Here is a 15,960-nt window from a genome sequence, read left to right on the forward strand (position 1 = left end):
TCATGACTCCCAGTCGAGAACGACCTTGCTCGCTTCCCCGCTCAGCATGGCATCGAAGCCGCGCTGGAACTCGGTGTAGGGCAGGCGATGGGTGATCACCGGCGAGATGTCGAGCCCGGATTCGACCATCACCGACATCTTGTACCAGGTCTCGTACATCTCGCGGCCGTAGATCCCCTTCAGCGTCAGCATGTTGAAGATCACGGTGTTCCAGTCGATGGCGATCTCCTCGGTGGGAATGCCGAGCATGGCCACCTTGCCGCCGTGGCACATGTTGGCCAGCATGTCGCGGAAGGCGGCGGGGCTGCCGGACATCTCAAGGCCCACGTCGAAGCCCTCGGAGAGCCCCAGTTCACGCTGCACGTCGGGGAGCTTCTCGTGGCGCACGTCCACGGTGCGAGTGGCGCCCAGGCGCTTGGCCAGTTCGAGGCGCCCCGGGTTGAGGTCGGTGACCACCACGTGGCGCGCACCGGCATGGCGGCACACCGCCGCGGCCATGGCACCGATCGGCCCGGCGCCGGTGATCAGCACGTCCTCGCCGAGCAGGTCGTACTGCAGGGCGGTATGCACGGCATTGCCCAGCGGATCGAACAGCGCGGCCACGTCGAGGTCGATACCCGGCTTGTGCTCCCAGACGTTGGACATCGGCAGGGCCACGTACTCGGCGAAGGCGCCGGGGCGGTTGACCCCCACGCCACTGGTATGGGCGCACAGGTGGCGGCGGCCGGCCAGGCAGTTGCGGCAGCGCCCGCAGACCACGTGGCCCTCACCGGAGACGGTCTGCCCCGGATGGAAGTCGTTGACGTTGGAGCCGACCTCGACGATCTCGCCGACGAACTCATGGCCCACCACCATGGGCACGGGGATGGTCTTCTGCGCCCAGCTGTCCCAGTTGTAGATGTGCACGTCGGTGCCACAGATGGCGGTGCGCTTGACCCGGATCAGCACGTCGTTGATGCCGATCTCGGGGTCGGGGACCTCCTCCAGCCACAGGCCCGGTGCGGCCTCTCGCTTGATCAGTGCTTTCATGACCCTACCCCCTTCCTGGATGTGTGTGCGTCAGGGCCCTGGCAATCCGTCGCAAGGCGTTTAGTATGAAGGAACAGTTTCCAGTATCGCAGAATAAGTATCACATACAAGAATATTTTCTTGCATAGTGGATTTCCGTCGTGAACGAGCCCGCGCCTTGCGGACACGAGACCCTGCGGCATGAGGCAAGCGCCGCACGAGCAAGAGGTGCCTTGATTGAACGGTAGAACAGTCTCTCGGGATCAGCACGGCGAGACGGGCAGCCAGGTGCTCTCCAGCCGCGTGACCGAGCTGCGCAAGAAACGCAACCTGACCCTGGAGCAGCTGGCGGCCGCCTCGGGGGTCAGCCGCTCGATGCTCAGCCAGATCGAGCGTGGCCGGGCCAACCCTACCCTGGCGGTGACCCTGCGCATCGCCCAGGCCTTCGGCCTGAACATCGGCGACCTGGTGGATCAGCCCTGGACCGCCTCGCGGATCGAGATCGTGCGCAGTGACGATGCCAACCAGATGTTTCGTGACGACCAGGAGTGCCGGATCCGCACGCTGTCCCCGCTGCATCTGGAGAAGAGCGTGGAGTTCTACGAACTGCGCATCGCGCCCGGTGCCCGGCTGCACAGCGCGCCGCACTTCGAGGGCACCCGCGAGCTGCTGACGATCACCCGAGGCTGTGCCCGGGTGCAGGCCGGCGACAATCGCTGTGCGTTGAGTCCCGGCGATTCGGCCCACTACCATGCCGACCAGGAACACACCATCGAGAACATCAGCGACGAGGAACTGGTGGGCTTCCTGGTCGTGACCTATCAGTGATGGCCGTGCATGCCGCCCGCCGACGCTGCCGCGGCGTCAGCCTCATCGGTACTGGACCCGAGCCTGGCAGGCGTGCAGCCGCTCCAGCAGCTCGGGGAGGGCCTTGGCGTCCAGGGAGGGGTCGAAACCGCCGATACGGTCGAACCATTCCCGGGCCACGCACAGGGTATCGGCGGGGGACGAGCGGCTTAGCCATCGCCAGAGGCGGGGCGCCGGGCCGCGGGGCCGTGCGGGCAAGACCAGGACATCCCAGCGGTGATGCTCGAGCCCTTCGGCAACCGCGTCGAGCCAGTCGGCAGGAAGGGGCAGGGCCGACGCGAGAAAGACCAGCACCGCCCCCTGGCTGCGCGCCACCGCGGCATTGAGGCGGTCGCCCAACGGCCCGTCCTCGCGGGGTAGCAGGCGGGCGCCGAAGCGAGAGGCGAGGCCCGGTAGCCGCGGATCACCGGTGTCGTCGACCAGCAACAGCTCGATACGACCGTCCCGGCCTTTCAGCAGCTTGTGGAGAGCCGCCAGGCGTCGAGGGAGTACGGTGCCCGTGGCGCGGGCATCGAGGAAAATGCTGCAGGCGAACATGCTCGGGCGCGCTCCGCTGGGCTGGACACCATGCCATGGCGCCGGGGTCGAAACGCGGGCGTTCCCTGACCGGTGCCTTCATGTAATAGAGTGTAGTTTTTGGTTGTTGAACGTATCAATGTGTTTTCTGGGTGGAAATCCTGAAGAGCGAGCAGGAGTTCTGCCCTGTCGTCGCATGAGCCGCGGCATCAGAAGAAGGCAGCTTCGGCTGGGAATGCGCCTCGCCCCATGTTGGTGCGCATGGGTGCTTTTGTGCGCCAATTTGGTGCCTGTGAGGGGGCTCAAGGGGCTTCTGCTGGGCGGGCGTGGCTGTCTTGGTGCAGAGGCGTGCTCCGTGATTCGGAAAAATATTCAATGAAATCGTCTGGTTGCTATTTGCCCACGCCATGCTGGTGCAATTCTGGCACGCTGTCTGCATTGATTTGGCCAGTGCCATGTTCGCGCATGGCGGTCGTGGGCAGTAGGCCTGCGACGTGCTAAAACTCTCGCTGGGACGACCAGCGCCAGTGGATCATCATCCCAACATATCGAGCCAAGCTCACAGTGGAGGACAACATGTCTGCCAAGACTCTCGCCCTGATCGAAGAACATGACGTCAAGTGGGTCGACCTGCGCTTCACCGACACCAAAGGCAAGGAGCAGCACGTCACCATTCCGTCCCGTGACGTCGACGAGGAGTTCTTCGAGAACGGGCAGATGTTCGACGGCTCTTCCATCTCCGGCTGGAAGGGAATCAACGAGTCGGACATGATCCTGCGCCCGGAAGACGGTACCGCCTTCCTCGACCCCTTCACCGAAGATGCCACCCTGGTGCTGCGCTGTGACATCATCGAGCCGGCTACCATGCAGGGCTACGAGCGTGACCCGCGCTCCATCGCCAAGCGGGCCGAGGCCTACCTGCAGTCCAGCGGCCTGGGCGATACCGCCTTCTTCGGCCCGGAGCCCGAGTTCTTCATCTTCGACGAGGTGCACTGGAAGGCCGACATCGAAGGCGCCATGTACAAGATCTCCTCCGAAGAAGGTGCCTGGGCCACCGACCGCCAGGTCGAGGGCGGCAACCTGGCGCACCGCCCGCGGGTCAAGGGTGGCTACTTCCCGGTGCCCCCGGTGGACAGCTTCCACGACATCCGTGGCGCCATGTGCAACACCCTGGAGGCCATCGGCCAGAGCGTCGAGGTGCATCACCACGAGGTGGCCAACGCCGGCCAGAACGAGATCGGCGTCAAGTTCAACACCCTGGTGAAGAAGGCCGACGAGCTTCAGGAGATGAAGTACGTCGTGCACAACGTGGCGCACGCCTATGGCAAGACCGCCACCTTCATGCCCAAGCCGCTGGTCGGCGACAACGGCAGCGGCATGCACGTCCACCAGTCGTTCTGGAAGGACGGCGTCAACCAGTTCGCCGGTGACGAGTACGCCGGTCTCTCCGAGATGGCGCTCTACTACATCGGTGGCATCATCAAGCATGCCCGTGCGCTGAACGCCTTCACCAACGCCTCCACCAACTCCTACAAGCGTCTGGTGCCGGGCTTCGAGGCGCCGGTGATGCTGGCCTACAGCGCCCGCAACCGTTCCGCTTCCATCCGCATTCCCTACACCGCCAGCCCCAAGGGCAAGCGCGTCGAGTGCCGCTTCCCGGACCCGACCGCCAACCCCTATCTGTGCTTCGCGGCGATGCTGATGGCCGGCATCGATGGCATCAAGAACAAGATCCATCCTGGCGATGCCATGGACAAGAACCTCTATGACCTGCCGCCGGAAGAGGGCAAGGCCGTGCCGACCGTGGCCAACAGCCTGGATCAGGCCCTGGAGGCGCTGGACGCCGATCGTGCCTTCCTCACCGAGGGTGGCGTCTTCACCGACGACATGATCGATGCCTACATCGAACTGAAGATGGAAGACGTGGAACGCATCCGCATGTCCACCCATCCGGTCGAGTTCGACATGTACTACAGCTGCTGATACGGCGTGCGGCCGACCGTCCGGCCCTGCGGGGCCGGACGGTGCGACGACGCCTGATGCATTGACCGTAAAGGGGTTCCGCCATGGCGGAACCCCTTTCTTTCGTACACTATCCAAGAAGCAGCAGGGGCAACCCAAATGAGCGACCAGGCCGGTGTCCCCGGATGACATCGGCATCGACGCAGGGGGAGAGGCATGAACAAGGTACTCGGGGTATTGGCGCTCGGGCTCGCGGTGAGTCTTGCGGCCCAGGCCCAGACCATCTACCGCACCACCGATGCCCAGGGCAACGTGACCTTCACCGACAATCCCGAACGCGGCGGTGAAGAGGTCGAACTGACGCCGCTCACCGTGGTGCCCTCCCGCGAGGTGCGCCAGGAGCAGGTCGTGCCGCGGGTCGACGGCAGCCGTGCCGCGGCGGCCTCGCCGGGGCAGCCCTTCATGCCCTACGACAGCTTCCGGATCCTCGCGCCGGCCCATGAGGAGACGCTGCCCACCGGCCATGCCGGCAATGTCGAGGTCGAGCTCGGCATCGTGCCCGAGCTGCGCGAGGACCACCGGGTGCGGCTGCTGCTGAATGGCCAGGTCAGTCAGTCGGCGATGCACACCAGCGCCTTCATGCTCACCAACCTCGACCGCGGTGAGCATCAGTTGCAGGCCGAACTGCTCGATGCCGGGGGTGAAGTCCGCCACCGCACCTCGCCGGTGACCCTCTACGTGCAGCGGGCCAGCGTCAACCTGCCCCAGAACCCCAACCGCCCCGATTAGCTGCCCCTTCGCCGGGCACCCCGGCCGTTGTGCCCGGACGGCAGCCCGAGGCCCTGTCGTGACGTGTCCCGTGACGACAGGGTCGTCGATCCCATGGATCGCGCCGAGCGGATTCGCCGCCGCGTCGATCTGGAGTTCCAATCCCTCGACCCGCAGGAGCGGCGTCGCGAGAGGCGTCGCCTCGAGCGCCGTTCGCCCGTCCGTGACGAATTCAAGCGGCACCCGCCTCCCCGCTTCGACAGGCAACGACGCATCGCCCCCCATCACCCCTGAGGCCACGGCGGTCGCCTGCCTCGAGCCTTCATTCCCGCTACTGGTGCAACGGGGCGACAGTCTGGCCTGCTTTCGTGCGTCTCCTGGTGTCATGCACTATTGTGGTGCACTAAGGGGGTGCATCAGGGCACCGAAACGGCGCCAGGGCGCCCTTTCTGGTGCTGGCGCGCTTCTTGCAGTGCTATTGGCAACACGCCCTGCCATGTCCGGACGGGGCGGTGGGAGTCGAAGGATCACTGCCCTTCCATGGACGGTGAGCGGGACAACGCCATGATTCGAGAAGGCCCGATGTATCAACGCTTGATGGAGCACCTGACCACGGCCGTGTTGTTGCTGGATGGCCAGTTGCGCCTGTGCTGGATGAACCCGTCGGCCGAGGCCCTGCTGGCCGTCAGCCTGAGCCGGGTCGAGGGCATCGAGTTCACCAGCGTGGTGGGCAGCGAGGAGGGCATCGGCGAGGTGCTGGGCAAGGCCCGCAACGAGTTCCACCCCTTCACCCAGCGTGAGGCGCGGCTGGTGGTCGGGGGCGAGGTGCTCACGGTGGACTACACGGTCACGCCGCTCAGCGCCGACGAGCTGCTGCTGGAGATCGAGCCGCGTGACCGGTTGATGCGTATCTCCCGGGAGGAGGCCCTGCTGTCCCGCCAGGAGACCATCAAGGTGCTGGCCCGCGGGCTGGCCCACGAGGTCAAGAACCCCCTGGGCGGCATCCGTGGCGCCGCCCAGCTGCTGGAGCGTGACCTCGACGATCCAGGGCTCAGGGAATTCACCCATATCATCGTCGAGGAGGTCGACCGCCTGCGCGACCTGGTCGACTCCATGCTCGGCCCCAACCGGCTGACCCGCCATGAGCCGCTGAACATCCACAAGGTGCTGGAGCGAGTGCGTTCGCTGCTGGCCGTCGAGCAGCCCGGGGTGGAGATCGAGCGTGACTACGACCCCAGCCTGCCCGATCTCGCCGGCGACGAGGCACAGATGATCCAGGCGACGCTCAACGTGGCCCGCAACGCCGTGGAGGCGATGACCGAGGCCGGCATTCCCGAGCCGCGGCTGGTGCTGCGGACCCGGGCCCGCCGCCAGTTCACCCTGGGCGCCGAACGCCACCGGCTGGTCTGCGAGGTGGCGATCATCGACAACGGCCCCGGTATCCCCGAGGCGCTGCGCGAGACGCTGTTCTACCCGATGGTCTCGGGACGGGCCGACGGCAGTGGCCTGGGGCTGTCCATCGCCCAGTCGATCCTGCACCAGCACCAGGGGCTGATCGAGTGCGACTCTTCGCCCGGCCATACCGAATTCCGATTGCTGATTCCGCTGGAGAAGCGCCATGACTGATGTCGCACGTGTCGTGATCGTCGACGACGATCGCGCCATTCGCTGGGTGCTGGAGCGCGCCCTGGCCCAGCCCGACCTGGAGGTCGAGTGCATCGAGCGCGCCGATACCGCCCTCGGCCGCCTGCTCGACGATCCCCCCGACGTGCTGGTCACCGATATCCGCATGCCGGGCATCGATGGCCTGGACCTGATGTCGCGGGTGCGCGAGGCCCATCCCGACCTGCCGGTCATCGTGATGACCGCCCATTCCGACCTCGAGAGTGCCGTCGCCTCCTACCAGGGCGGCGCCTTCGAGTACCTGCCCAAGCCCTTCGACGTCGACGAGGCGCTGGCCCTGGTGCGCCGCGCCGTGGCCCATGCCCGCGAACGCAAGCGCCCGGTGAGCGTGCCCGAGGGGCTCGATGCCGAGATCATCGGCGAGGCGCCGGCGATGCAGGAGGTGTTCCGCGCCATCGGCCGGCTGTCGCACTCGCACATCACGGTGCTGATCAACGGCGAGTCGGGGACCGGCAAGGAGCGCGTCGCGCGCGCCCTGCACCAGCACAGCCCGCGTGCCGGTCAGCCCTTCATTGCGCTGAACATGGCGGCGATTCCCCGGGACCTGATCGAGTCCGAACTGTTCGGCCACGAGAAGGGCGCCTTCACCGGTGCCACGGCAAGCCGCCAGGGGCGCTTCGAGCAGGCCAACGGCGGCACCCTGTTCCTCGACGAGATCGGCGACATGCCCGCCGAGACCCAGACCCGGCTGCTGCGGGTGCTGGCCGACGGCGAATTCTATCGGGTCGGTGGCCACACCCCGGTGAAGGTCGACGTGCGGATCATCGCCGCCACCCACCAGAACCTGGAGACGCTGGTGGACGATGGTCGCTTCCGCGAGGACCTCTTTCACCGCCTCAACGTGATCCGGGTGCACCTGCCGAAGCTGGCCGAGCGGCGCGAGGACATCCCGCGGCTGGCACGCCACTTCCTGGCCGAGGCGGCCAAGGAGCTCTCGACCGACGGCAAGGTGCTGACCGCCGAGGCCGAGGCGCACCTGACCCGGCTCTCCTGGCCGGGCAACGTGCGCCAGCTCGAGAACACCTGCCGCTGGCTGACGGTGATGGCCTCGGGCCGTGAGGTGCTGATCGAGGACCTGCCGCCGGAGCTGCGCGACGGCGGCGGTGAGGCCGCCACCGGCGACTGGCGCGCGGCCTTCCGCGACTGGGCCGACCGGGCGCTGGCCGCGGGGCACACCCACCTGCTCGAGGAAGCCGTGCCGGACTTCGAGAAGATCCTCATCGAGACGGCGCTCAAGCACACCGGGGGGCGCAAGGGCGAGGCCGCCGAGCTGCTGGGCTGGGGGCGCAATACCCTGACGCGAAAGCTCAAGACGCTGCTGCCGGCGCTGGCCGACGGCGACTGAGCCGATCGGGCTGGGCGACGGCTGCCGGGGCTGCCAGAATGGGGCTCTCAAGGAGAGACCGCCCATGACGCAGATGAACTGGGAGCGGCTGCTCGATCCGAGTCGCCTGCACGACAAGCGTGGCGAACGCCCCGGCGGGGCCCGCGACGAGATCGGCCGCAGCCCCTTCCACAAGGACCACGACCGGATCGTCTTCGCCGGGTCCTTCCGCCGCCTGGGGCGCAAGACCCAGGTTCACCCCCTCACCGACAACGATCATATCCACACCCGGTTGACCCACTCGCTGGAGGTGGGCTGCGTGGGCCGCTCGCTGGGCATGATCGTCGGCGAGCTGCTGCGCGACCGGCTCCCCGACTGGATCACCCCGGCGGACATGGGGGTGATCGTCCAGGCGGCCTGCCTGGGGCACGACATCGGCAACCCGCCCTTCGGTCATGCCGGCGAGTACGCCATCCGCGACTGGTTCAAGCGTGCCGAGGCCGATGGCAGCGGGCTGCTCGAGGGGCTCTCCGAGCTCGAGCGCGAGGATCTGCTGACCTACGAGGGCAACGCCCAGGGCTTCCGCATCGTCACCCAGGTCGAGTACAACCAGTTTCGCGGCGGCATGCGCCTGACCACGGCGACCCTGGGCACCCTGCTCAAGTATCCGTGGACCGTGGAGCACGGCGGGGTGGCCGGCAAGTTCGGCTGCTACCAGAGCGAGCGGGCGCTGCTCGCCGAGGTGGCCGAGCGCCTCGGCCTGCTGCCCCGCGGCGAGGGGCGCTGGTGCCGCCACCCGCTGGCCTGGCTGGTGGAGGCCGCCGACGACATCTGTTATGCCCTGCTCGACCTGGAGGATGGCCTGGAGATGGGCATCCTGCGCTTCGACGAGGTGGCCGAGGTGCTGACCCAGATCGCCGGGGGCGCGCCGCCCGACTACGCCGAGATGCAGCGCGACGGCGTCTCCCAGCGGCGGCGCATCGCCGCCCTGCGCGGGGCGGCCATGGAGCGGGCGGTGAACGACGTGGGGGCGGTCTTCGTCCAGCACGAGGCGGAGCTGCTGGGCGGGCGCCTGCAGGAGGACCTGCTGGAACTCTGCCACCCGGACCTGGGCTGGGGCGTCAAGGCGGCCAAGCAGCTCGCCCGGGAGCGCATCTTCCAGAACGAGCGCAAGGCCAAGCTGGAGATCGGCGCCTACACGACGCTGGGGATTCTGCTCGAGGCCTTCATCGGCGCGGCCCATGAGCTGCACCACACCGGCCGCTCCACCTTCAAGCACCAGCGGGTGCTGGCACTGATCGGCGAGAACACGCCGCGGCCCTCCTGGCCTCTGTACGACAGCTACCGGCGCATGCTCGACTTCATCGGTGGCATGACCGACCACTACGCCGTGGACCTGGCCCAGGAGATGGGCGGGCGGCTGAGGGGGGACTGAGCCGATGGCGACGAGCTGGATGCGGCGCACGCTCGGCGCGCTGGCAATCCTGCTGCTGGCGGTAGCCGCCGCGGCCGACGCACCGCAGAGCCCGCTCAAGGGCGAAGGCTTCGCACACTACACCCTGGCGCTGACCTGGCACCCCGGGTTCTGCGAGAGCCGCTCGCGTCCGCCACGGGAGTGTCGCGAGCCCGCACTGCGCCGGGGCGCCGAGCGGGGCTTCGTGCTGCATGGCCTGTGGCCCTCGCTGCCCGAGCGCTTCGCCGCCCAGGGCGTCGACCGGCGGCGCTGGTGGCAGGAGGGCTGCTTCCTCGAGCGGCCACGTGCCGACGGGAGTTTCTGCCGGGCCCACCCGCCGCTGGAGCTGCCCGAGGCGCTCGACGAGTCCCTCGATGCTGCCATGCCGGGGCGTGCCAGCTGCCTGGAGCGCTATCAATTCGCCAAGCATGCCGCCTGCCTCGACCTTCCCGAGGCGGACTACTTCGCCGCTTCCGTGGCGCTGGTCGAGGCGGTCAACGCGAGTGCCTTCGGCGCCTTCGTGGCGCTCAACCAGGGCGGCGAGGTAGGGCGCAACGACCTGATCCACGCCTTCGAGGCGGCCTTCGGCGAGGGCAGCGGCCGGGCGCTGCGACTGGAGTGCCGCGGGCGCGGCAATCGCCTGCTGACCGAGGTGCGTATCGCCATCGCGACCGATCGCCTCGCGGACTTTCCGGCCGCCGGGAGCCTGGCCCGCCAGGACCGCGGGCGCTGTGCGGCGCGGGTGCGTATCGCGACGTTCTGATCAGATCGATGGGCCCTGCAACTGCCCGTCGTCGAGCTGGGCGGCCCGCTCCAGCAGCGCGGCGATCACGGCGCCGTGGGTGGCGTCGTCGATCTCGCCCAGGTGGGTGCGGATGAGTCGGGCCGAGAGGTCCTCGCCACTGATCACCATCAAGTCGCTCGCCGCCCCGCTGGTGTCGATGTCCCAGCCGGGCAGTGTCAGTACACCCATCACCGCCACCTGCCGGCCGGTGCGCTTCTGCAGCCAGGCGGCCAGCCAGCGGGTGGCCTGGCGGGTCTTCAGCAGCGGCTGGCGCTCGCTCCAGCCCGGGAAGCGCAGGCGCTCGCGCTCTACGCTGACCACGTTGATCTCGCGGCCGTCGGGGGTGAAGGGACGAGTGCGGGCGCGGGTCTCGACCACGAAGACCCCGTGGGGCGTGACCGCCACATGGTCGATGGTGTAGCTGTCGGTGGGGACATCATGGAAGACATAGTAGGGATGGGCCTCGGGGCGGATCAGCGTCTCGAGCTCCTGGCCCACCGCCAGTTCACAGGCCAGCCCCAGCTTGAGCCGCCGGATACGCTGGAAGTCGCGGATCAGCAGCAGGCAGAACACCAGCACCAGCACGGTGCTGAGCGCCCCGTAGAGGGCCCACTCGATCCAGTTCTGCTGGCTGGCGAAGAGCATCCGGCCCATGCCGTAGACCAGCGGCGCCAGGGTGACGATGGGCCCGAGGGCGCCGTCGAGGAAGAGCCCGGCGAAGGCGCGATCGAGCCGGTCGCGCAGTGCCTGGCCCGGTTCGCGCAGGGTGTGGGCATCGAAGGGCGAGCGCACCCGGGCGTCATGCAGGTTGCGCAGCGCCAGCACGATCACCGCCGTGGCGGCCAGGGGGAAGAGGAAGATCAGGGGAAGCAGGTATTCCAGCCAGGCCATCGGGTTTCCTTGCCCAAGGGGGGGACCCACCCATTCTAGACAACCTCGCCCCCTCGGGGCCATGCTCGGGACTCATACGGTAGCGGCAGGGTGTCTTCATGCAACAGCCTCTCTCCGCGGCGAGGGTCTCCGATCTGGCGGCGCTGACCGCCTTCGTGTCGCGCCACCCGCGCCTGGCGGTGCTCACCGGGGCCGGTGTCAGTACCGCCAGCGGCATCCCCGACTACCGCGACGAGCGGGGCGATTGGAAGCGTTCGCCGCCGATGCAGCACCAGCGGTTCATGACCAGCCATGCGGCCCGGCAGCGCTACTGGGCCCGGGCCCTGGTGGGCTTCCGCGCGCTCAGCGAGGCGCGGCCCAACGCGGCCCATCGGGCCCTGGCCCGGCTCGAGGCGATGGGGCTGGTGGAGGGGGTGATCACCCAGAATGTCGATGGCCTGCACCAGTCGGCCGGATCGCGCCGGGTGATCGACCTGCACGGGCGGGCCGACCTGGTGCGCTGCATGAACTGCAACGCCCGGCGCATGCGCCATGTCCTGCATGATGAGCTGGCGCGCTGCAACCCTCGCTGGGCGACCACGGGGGGCAGCGTCGGGCCGGACGGCGATGCCGACCTGGAGCGGGACTTCTCGAGCTTCGAGGTGCCGAGCTGTACGCGCTGCGGCGACGGGATCTGGAAGCCGGACGTGGTGTTCTTCGGTGACAGCGTGCCGCAGGCGACGGTGGCGGCGGCCCAGGCGCTGCTCGACGCCAGCGAGGCCCTGCTGGTGGTGGGGTCGTCGCTGATGGTCTATTCGGGATTTCGCTTCGCCCGGGCCGCGGTCCGAGCCGGCAAGCCGGTTGCCTGCCTCAACCTGGGGCGTACCCGGGCGGACGACCTCTATGCACTCAAGGTCGAGGCGCCCGCCGACGAGGGGCTCTCGGCGCTGGTGGCGGCCCTCAGCGGCGCGGTGCCAGCGGCAGCTCGATGACGCCTTCGGCGTCCCGCTCGCTCGGTGATACCGGTTCCGGGCTGGCGTGGGTCACCCGGCCCGCCTCGCGAAGTTCCGCATGCAGCCGTGCTGCACCGGCCCGCTCCAGGGCGCGGCGGTCGACCTGCAGCACCACCGGCCAGGGAGAGCCCCCGAGCCCGCTGGCGCTGGTCTCGGCCAGGGTGCCGCTGCCATCGCTGGCCTCGAGGCGCACCCTCAGCTCGGCATCGGCCGCCGGTGACAGCGGCGCTTCCGGTGCCACTTGGGTACGCAACAGCTCGAAATCGGGTGTGCCGGCGCAGCCGGCGAGTGCCAGTGTCGCCACCAGCCCCAGGGCGATGACGAGGGGCCGGGTCAGGGATCGGGTCGCTATCATGGTCTGCACCCTCCTCAGCCGCCGGCCAGCTTGACGGTGAAACCGCGGCCTTCCAGCTCCGCCTTGAGTACCTCGCGGTGGTCGCCCTGGATCTCGATGATGCCCTCCTTGACCGCTCCTCCGGTGCCGCAGCGCTTCTTCAGTGCCTTGGCCAGTGCCTTGAGCTCGGCCTCCGCCAGTGGCACGCCCGAGACGGTGGTCACGCCCTTGCCCTTGCGACCGCTGGTCTCGCGGCGAATACGCACGATGCCGTCGAGCGCCGCCAGGCGGGCCGCATCGGCCTGCTCGGCACAGCGGCAGTCATCCAGGGGGTGGCGGCAGTCGGGGCAGATGTCGCCATGCTCGGTGGAATACACCAGGCCGCGAAGCTGGTCCTGCAGGGAGGCCATGCCGGGCTCCTTTCTTCGAGAGTGTCGGCCCGATGATAGCGCCCGCGGCGCCGGCTTGCATGGCGTGCGGGCACTCAGGAAAACGAGACGGCCATGCGGCGGGCCTTGACCAGCCGGGCGACGATCGTCGGCAGCTGGAACATGCTGCTGATCATGATGGCGCCCTCCGGGGTCTCCTCCGCATCCGGGTAGCGGTTGAGGTGGATCACCGTCATGCCGGCCGCCAGTGCCGCCCTGACGCCGACGATGGAGTCATCGATGGCCACGCAGTCTTCCGGCGCATGGCCCATCACGCTGGCGGCATGCAGAAAGAGGCAGGGGTCGGGTTTCCAGCACTTGGCGGTGTAGCCGCTGAACAGGCGATCGTCGAAGCATTCGGCCAGGCCGCTGCTCTTCAGCGAGGCGCGGATCTTGGTTTCCGGGCCGTTGGAGACCACCGCCATCGGGTGGCCGGCCAGGGCGGCGAGGGCCTCGGGGGCACCGGGTACCGGCAGCAGCTCGGTCTCCAGGCGACGCATCAGGTTGCGGCGCATCTCGACTTCCATGGTCTCGAGGTGGTCGGGGTCGACCTGGCCATGGCGGCTCTGCAGCTCGGCGACGATATGGCGGAAGCGGGTGCCGCGGAATTCGCCCATGTAGTCGCTGGCGAGGAAGGGCAGGCCGACGGCACTCAGGGCGTTGGCCATCTCGGCGGCCAGCAGCGGTTCGCTGTCGACCAGGGTGCCATCACAATCGAAGAGCAGGCAGGGAGCGTATGCCATCGCCGGTCATCTCGCGCAGGTCATGGACGGACAGTAAACAGTGTCACTGATATCGGCAGGCCTCGGCTTTCATTGAGGGCTGGTGCGCCACATATCTTTACGAACGCTGTTTCCAAACAGTATTGCCGTATTTTCCCGGTTCTTCAAGGTGCGACCAAGGTCGAATTCATCCGGGCTTCTATTTTTTTCGCCATACTACCATACTAGTCATATCAGCCGATGAGTACCGGCAACGCACAACATGGTCGGGGAGTCGCCATGAATACCAGCTTGCAGGCCCTGTGGCAGGACACACGAGACGAGGGCTCGGTGCGCCAGCGTCTTCATCAGGTGCTGCGCCAGTCGATCATTCGCATGGTGCTGGCGCCGGGCCAGGCGCTCTCCGAAAAGGAGATCGCCGAGACCTTCGCGGTGAGCCGCCAGCCGGTCAGGGAAGCCTTCATCCGCTTGTCCGAAGCCGGCCTGGTGGAGGTGCGGCCACAGCGCGGTACCTACGTGGTGAGGATCTCCCGCCAGGCCGTGCTCGAGGCGCGTTTCGTCCGTGAGGCGGTCGAGGTGGCGGTGGCCCGGGAGGCCGCCGAGTGCGGGCTGGCGCCGCGCACCCTGGGGGAGCTGAACGAGCTGATCGAGCGCCAGCGGAACTGCATCGAGCCGCAGGACCACGACCGCTTCTTCCTGCTCGACGAGGCCTTCCACCGCGCCCTGGCGCTGGGCACGGGGCATACCACTGCGTGGCGGGTCACCGAGGACGTCAAGGCACAGCTCGACCGGGTTCGCTACCTGAGCATCCCGGACTCGACGCCGATCCTCAAGCTGACCGACCAGCACCAGGCGATCGTCGATGCCATCGCCGCCCGGGACCCCGACCTCGCTGCCCGGGCGATGGGCCTCCATCAGCAGGAGATCCTGCAGTCGCTGCCCGAGTTGATGCGGCGCTTTCCCGAGATGTTCGACACCCGGCAGACCCCGTCACTCGTCGCGGAGGCGCGCCCATGAAGATCAGCGACGCCTATGTGATCGTCACCTCGCCGGGACGCAACTTCGTCACCCTCAAGATCGTCACCGACGAGGGCGTCTACGGCATCGGCGACGCCACCCTCAACGGCCGGGAGCTGGCCGTGGTCGCCTATCTCGAGGAGCACGTGCTGCCTGCCCTGATCGGCCGCGACGCCAGCCGCATCGAGGACATCTGGCACTATCTCTATCGCGGCGCCTACTGGCGCCGCGGCCCGGTGACCATGGCGGCGATTTCGGCCGTCGACCTGGCGCTGTGGGATATCAAGGCCAAGGCGGCGAACATGCCCCTCTACCAACTGCTCGGCGGCAAGAGCCGCGAGCGGGTGATGACCTATGCCCACTGCACCGGACGCGACATCGACGGCTGCCTGGACGAGGTCGAGAAACATATTGCGCTGGGCTACCGGGCGGTCCGGGTTCAGGCCGGGGTGCCGGGGATTCCGACCATCTACGGCGTGGCCAAGCGCGAAGGCGAGCGCTACGAGCCCGCCGACGCCGAATTGCCCGCCGAGCACGTGTGGAGCACCGAGAAGTACCTCAATCACGTGCCCAAGCTGTTCGCCGCGGTGCGCGAGCGCTTCGGCGACGACATCCACCTGCTGCACGACGTTCACCATCGGCTGACACCCATCGAGGCGGCACGCCTGGGCAAGGCGGTGGAGCCCTACCACCTGTTCTGGCTGGAGGACTGCGTGCCGGCCGAGAACCAGGAGAGCTTCCGGCTGATTCGCCAGCACACCACCACGCCGCTGGCGGTGGGCGAGGTGTTCAACTCGATCCACGACTACCGCGAGCTGCTCGAGAACCAGTGGATCGACTACATCCGCACGCCGCTCTCCCACGGCGGCGGCCTCACCCATGTGCGGCGCATCGCCGACCTGGCCGGGCTCTATCACGTGCGCACCGGCTTCCACGGGCCGACGGACCTGTCGCCGGTGTGCCTGGGCGCGGCCATCCACTTCGATACCTGGGTGCCCAACTTCGGCATCCAGGAGCACATGCCCCACACCGCGGAGACCGATGCGGTCTTTCCCCACGACTACCGCTTCGAGGACGGCCACTTCCTGGTCGGCGAGGCGCCGGGACACGGCGTCGACATCGATGAGGCGCTGGCCAAGCAGTACCCCTACAAGCGTGCCAGCCTGCCGGTCAACCGGCTGGAAGACGGCACCCTATGGCACTGGTGAGGA

17 protein-coding genes are annotated in these 15,960 nt (G+C 68.0%); 11 read left to right on the forward strand and 6 right to left on the reverse strand.

The window, feature by feature from the left end:
* Complete coding sequence (gene tdh, locus C1H66_RS12050) at positions 1-1,029, reverse strand: L-threonine 3-dehydrogenase (RefSeq protein WP_102628130.1); 1,029 nt, start codon at positions 1,027-1,029, stop codon at positions 1-3.
* A 216-nt stretch (positions 1,030-1,245) separates the two neighbouring features.
* Here tdh and C1H66_RS12055 point away from each other — a divergent pair, with 216 nt between their 5' ends.
* Positions 1,246-1,836 (forward strand): helix-turn-helix domain-containing protein, encoded by a 591-nt coding sequence (locus tag C1H66_RS12055; RefSeq protein ID WP_240618294.1) that lies wholly within the window; start codon positions 1,246-1,248, stop codon positions 1,834-1,836.
* A 42-nt stretch (positions 1,837-1,878) separates the two neighbouring features.
* On the opposite strand, the gene C1H66_RS12060 is transcribed toward C1H66_RS12055, so the two are convergent.
* Positions 1,879-2,412, reverse strand: coding sequence for a glycosyltransferase (locus C1H66_RS12060; protein WP_102628132.1), 534 nt, complete (start codon positions 2,410-2,412; stop codon positions 1,879-1,881).
* A gap of 555 nt (positions 2,413-2,967) precedes the next feature.
* On the opposite strand from C1H66_RS12060, the gene glnA reads away from it, so the two are divergent.
* The 7 genes from glnA (at position 2,968) to C1H66_RS12095 (ending at position 10,344) form a co-directional block, all read left to right on the forward strand.
* A complete protein-coding gene (gene glnA, locus C1H66_RS12065) occupies positions 2,968-4,374 on the forward strand; it encodes a glutamate--ammonia ligase (protein WP_102628133.1) in 1,407 nt (468 codons plus the stop codon).
* A gap of 195 nt (positions 4,375-4,569) precedes the next feature.
* Positions 4,570-5,142 (forward strand): DUF4124 domain-containing protein, encoded by a 573-nt coding sequence (locus C1H66_RS12070; protein WP_102628134.1) that lies wholly within the window; start codon positions 4,570-4,572, stop codon positions 5,140-5,142.
* 63 nt (positions 5,143-5,205) lie between these two features.
* Positions 5,206-5,415: a hypothetical protein gene (locus C1H66_RS12075; RefSeq protein ID WP_146010723.1), complete on the forward strand. Its 210-nt coding sequence runs from the start codon at positions 5,206-5,208 to the stop codon at positions 5,413-5,415.
* A gap of 288 nt (positions 5,416-5,703) precedes the next feature.
* Positions 5,704-6,747, forward strand: coding sequence for a nitrogen regulation protein NR(II) (gene glnL / locus C1H66_RS12080; protein ID WP_102628201.1), 1,044 nt, complete (start codon positions 5,704-5,706; stop codon positions 6,745-6,747).
* A complete protein-coding gene (ntrC, locus tag C1H66_RS12085) occupies positions 6,740-8,149 on the forward strand; it encodes a nitrogen regulation protein NR(I) (RefSeq protein ID WP_102628136.1) in 1,410 nt (469 codons plus the stop codon). Before glnL ends, ntrC begins: the two co-directional genes overlap by 8 nt.
* 64 nt (positions 8,150-8,213) lie before the next feature.
* Complete coding sequence (locus C1H66_RS12090) at positions 8,214-9,563, forward strand: deoxyguanosinetriphosphate triphosphohydrolase (RefSeq protein ID WP_102628137.1); 1,350 nt, start codon at positions 8,214-8,216, stop codon at positions 9,561-9,563.
* A gap of 4 nt (positions 9,564-9,567) precedes the next feature.
* Positions 9,568-10,344: a ribonuclease T2 family protein gene (locus tag C1H66_RS12095; protein WP_102628138.1), complete on the forward strand. Its 777-nt coding sequence runs from the start codon at positions 9,568-9,570 to the stop codon at positions 10,342-10,344.
* Here C1H66_RS12095 and C1H66_RS12100 read toward each other — a convergent pair whose 3' ends face one another.
* Positions 10,345-11,256: a nuclease-related domain-containing protein gene (locus tag C1H66_RS12100; protein WP_102628139.1), complete on the reverse strand. Its 912-nt coding sequence runs from the start codon at positions 11,254-11,256 to the stop codon at positions 10,345-10,347.
* 98 nt (positions 11,257-11,354) lie between these two features.
* Here C1H66_RS12100 and C1H66_RS12105 point away from each other — a divergent pair, with 98 nt between their 5' ends.
* On the forward strand, positions 11,355-12,227 hold the full coding sequence (locus tag C1H66_RS12105) for an NAD-dependent protein deacetylase (protein ID WP_102628140.1): 873 nt from the start codon (positions 11,355-11,357) through the stop codon (positions 12,225-12,227).
* On the opposite strand, the gene C1H66_RS12110 is transcribed toward C1H66_RS12105, so the two are convergent.
* The 3 genes from C1H66_RS12110 to C1H66_RS12120 form a co-directional block, all read right to left on the reverse strand.
* On the reverse strand, positions 12,196-12,603 hold the full coding sequence (locus C1H66_RS12110) for a hypothetical protein (RefSeq protein WP_102628141.1): 408 nt from the start codon (positions 12,601-12,603) through the stop codon (positions 12,196-12,198). The genes C1H66_RS12105 and C1H66_RS12110 overlap by 32 nt on opposite strands.
* A 14-nt stretch (positions 12,604-12,617) precedes the next feature.
* Positions 12,618-12,992, reverse strand: a complete 375-nt coding sequence (locus C1H66_RS12115) for a translation initiation factor Sui1 (RefSeq protein WP_102628142.1) — start codon at positions 12,990-12,992, stop codon at positions 12,618-12,620.
* A gap of 74 nt (positions 12,993-13,066) precedes the next feature.
* A complete protein-coding gene (locus C1H66_RS12120; RefSeq protein ID WP_102628143.1) occupies positions 13,067-13,753 on the reverse strand; it encodes an HAD family hydrolase in 687 nt (228 codons plus the stop codon).
* Positions 13,754-14,011: 258 nt separating this feature from the next.
* On the opposite strand from C1H66_RS12120, the gene C1H66_RS12125 reads away from it, so the two are divergent.
* Positions 14,012-14,749: a GntR family transcriptional regulator gene (locus C1H66_RS12125; RefSeq protein WP_102628144.1), complete on the forward strand. Its 738-nt coding sequence runs from the start codon at positions 14,012-14,014 to the stop codon at positions 14,747-14,749.
* Entirely contained in the window at positions 14,746-15,957 is a 1,212-nt protein-coding gene (manD, locus tag C1H66_RS12130; RefSeq protein ID WP_102628145.1) for a D-mannonate dehydratase ManD, read from the forward strand. The genes C1H66_RS12125 and manD overlap by 4 nt, the downstream gene beginning before the upstream one ends.
* Positions 15,958-15,960 lie beyond the last annotated feature (3 nt).

It is taken from the genome of Halomonas heilongjiangensis, from assembly GCF_002879645.1.
Classification (GTDB): domain Bacteria; phylum Pseudomonadota; class Gammaproteobacteria; order Pseudomonadales; family Halomonadaceae; genus Halomonas; species Halomonas heilongjiangensis.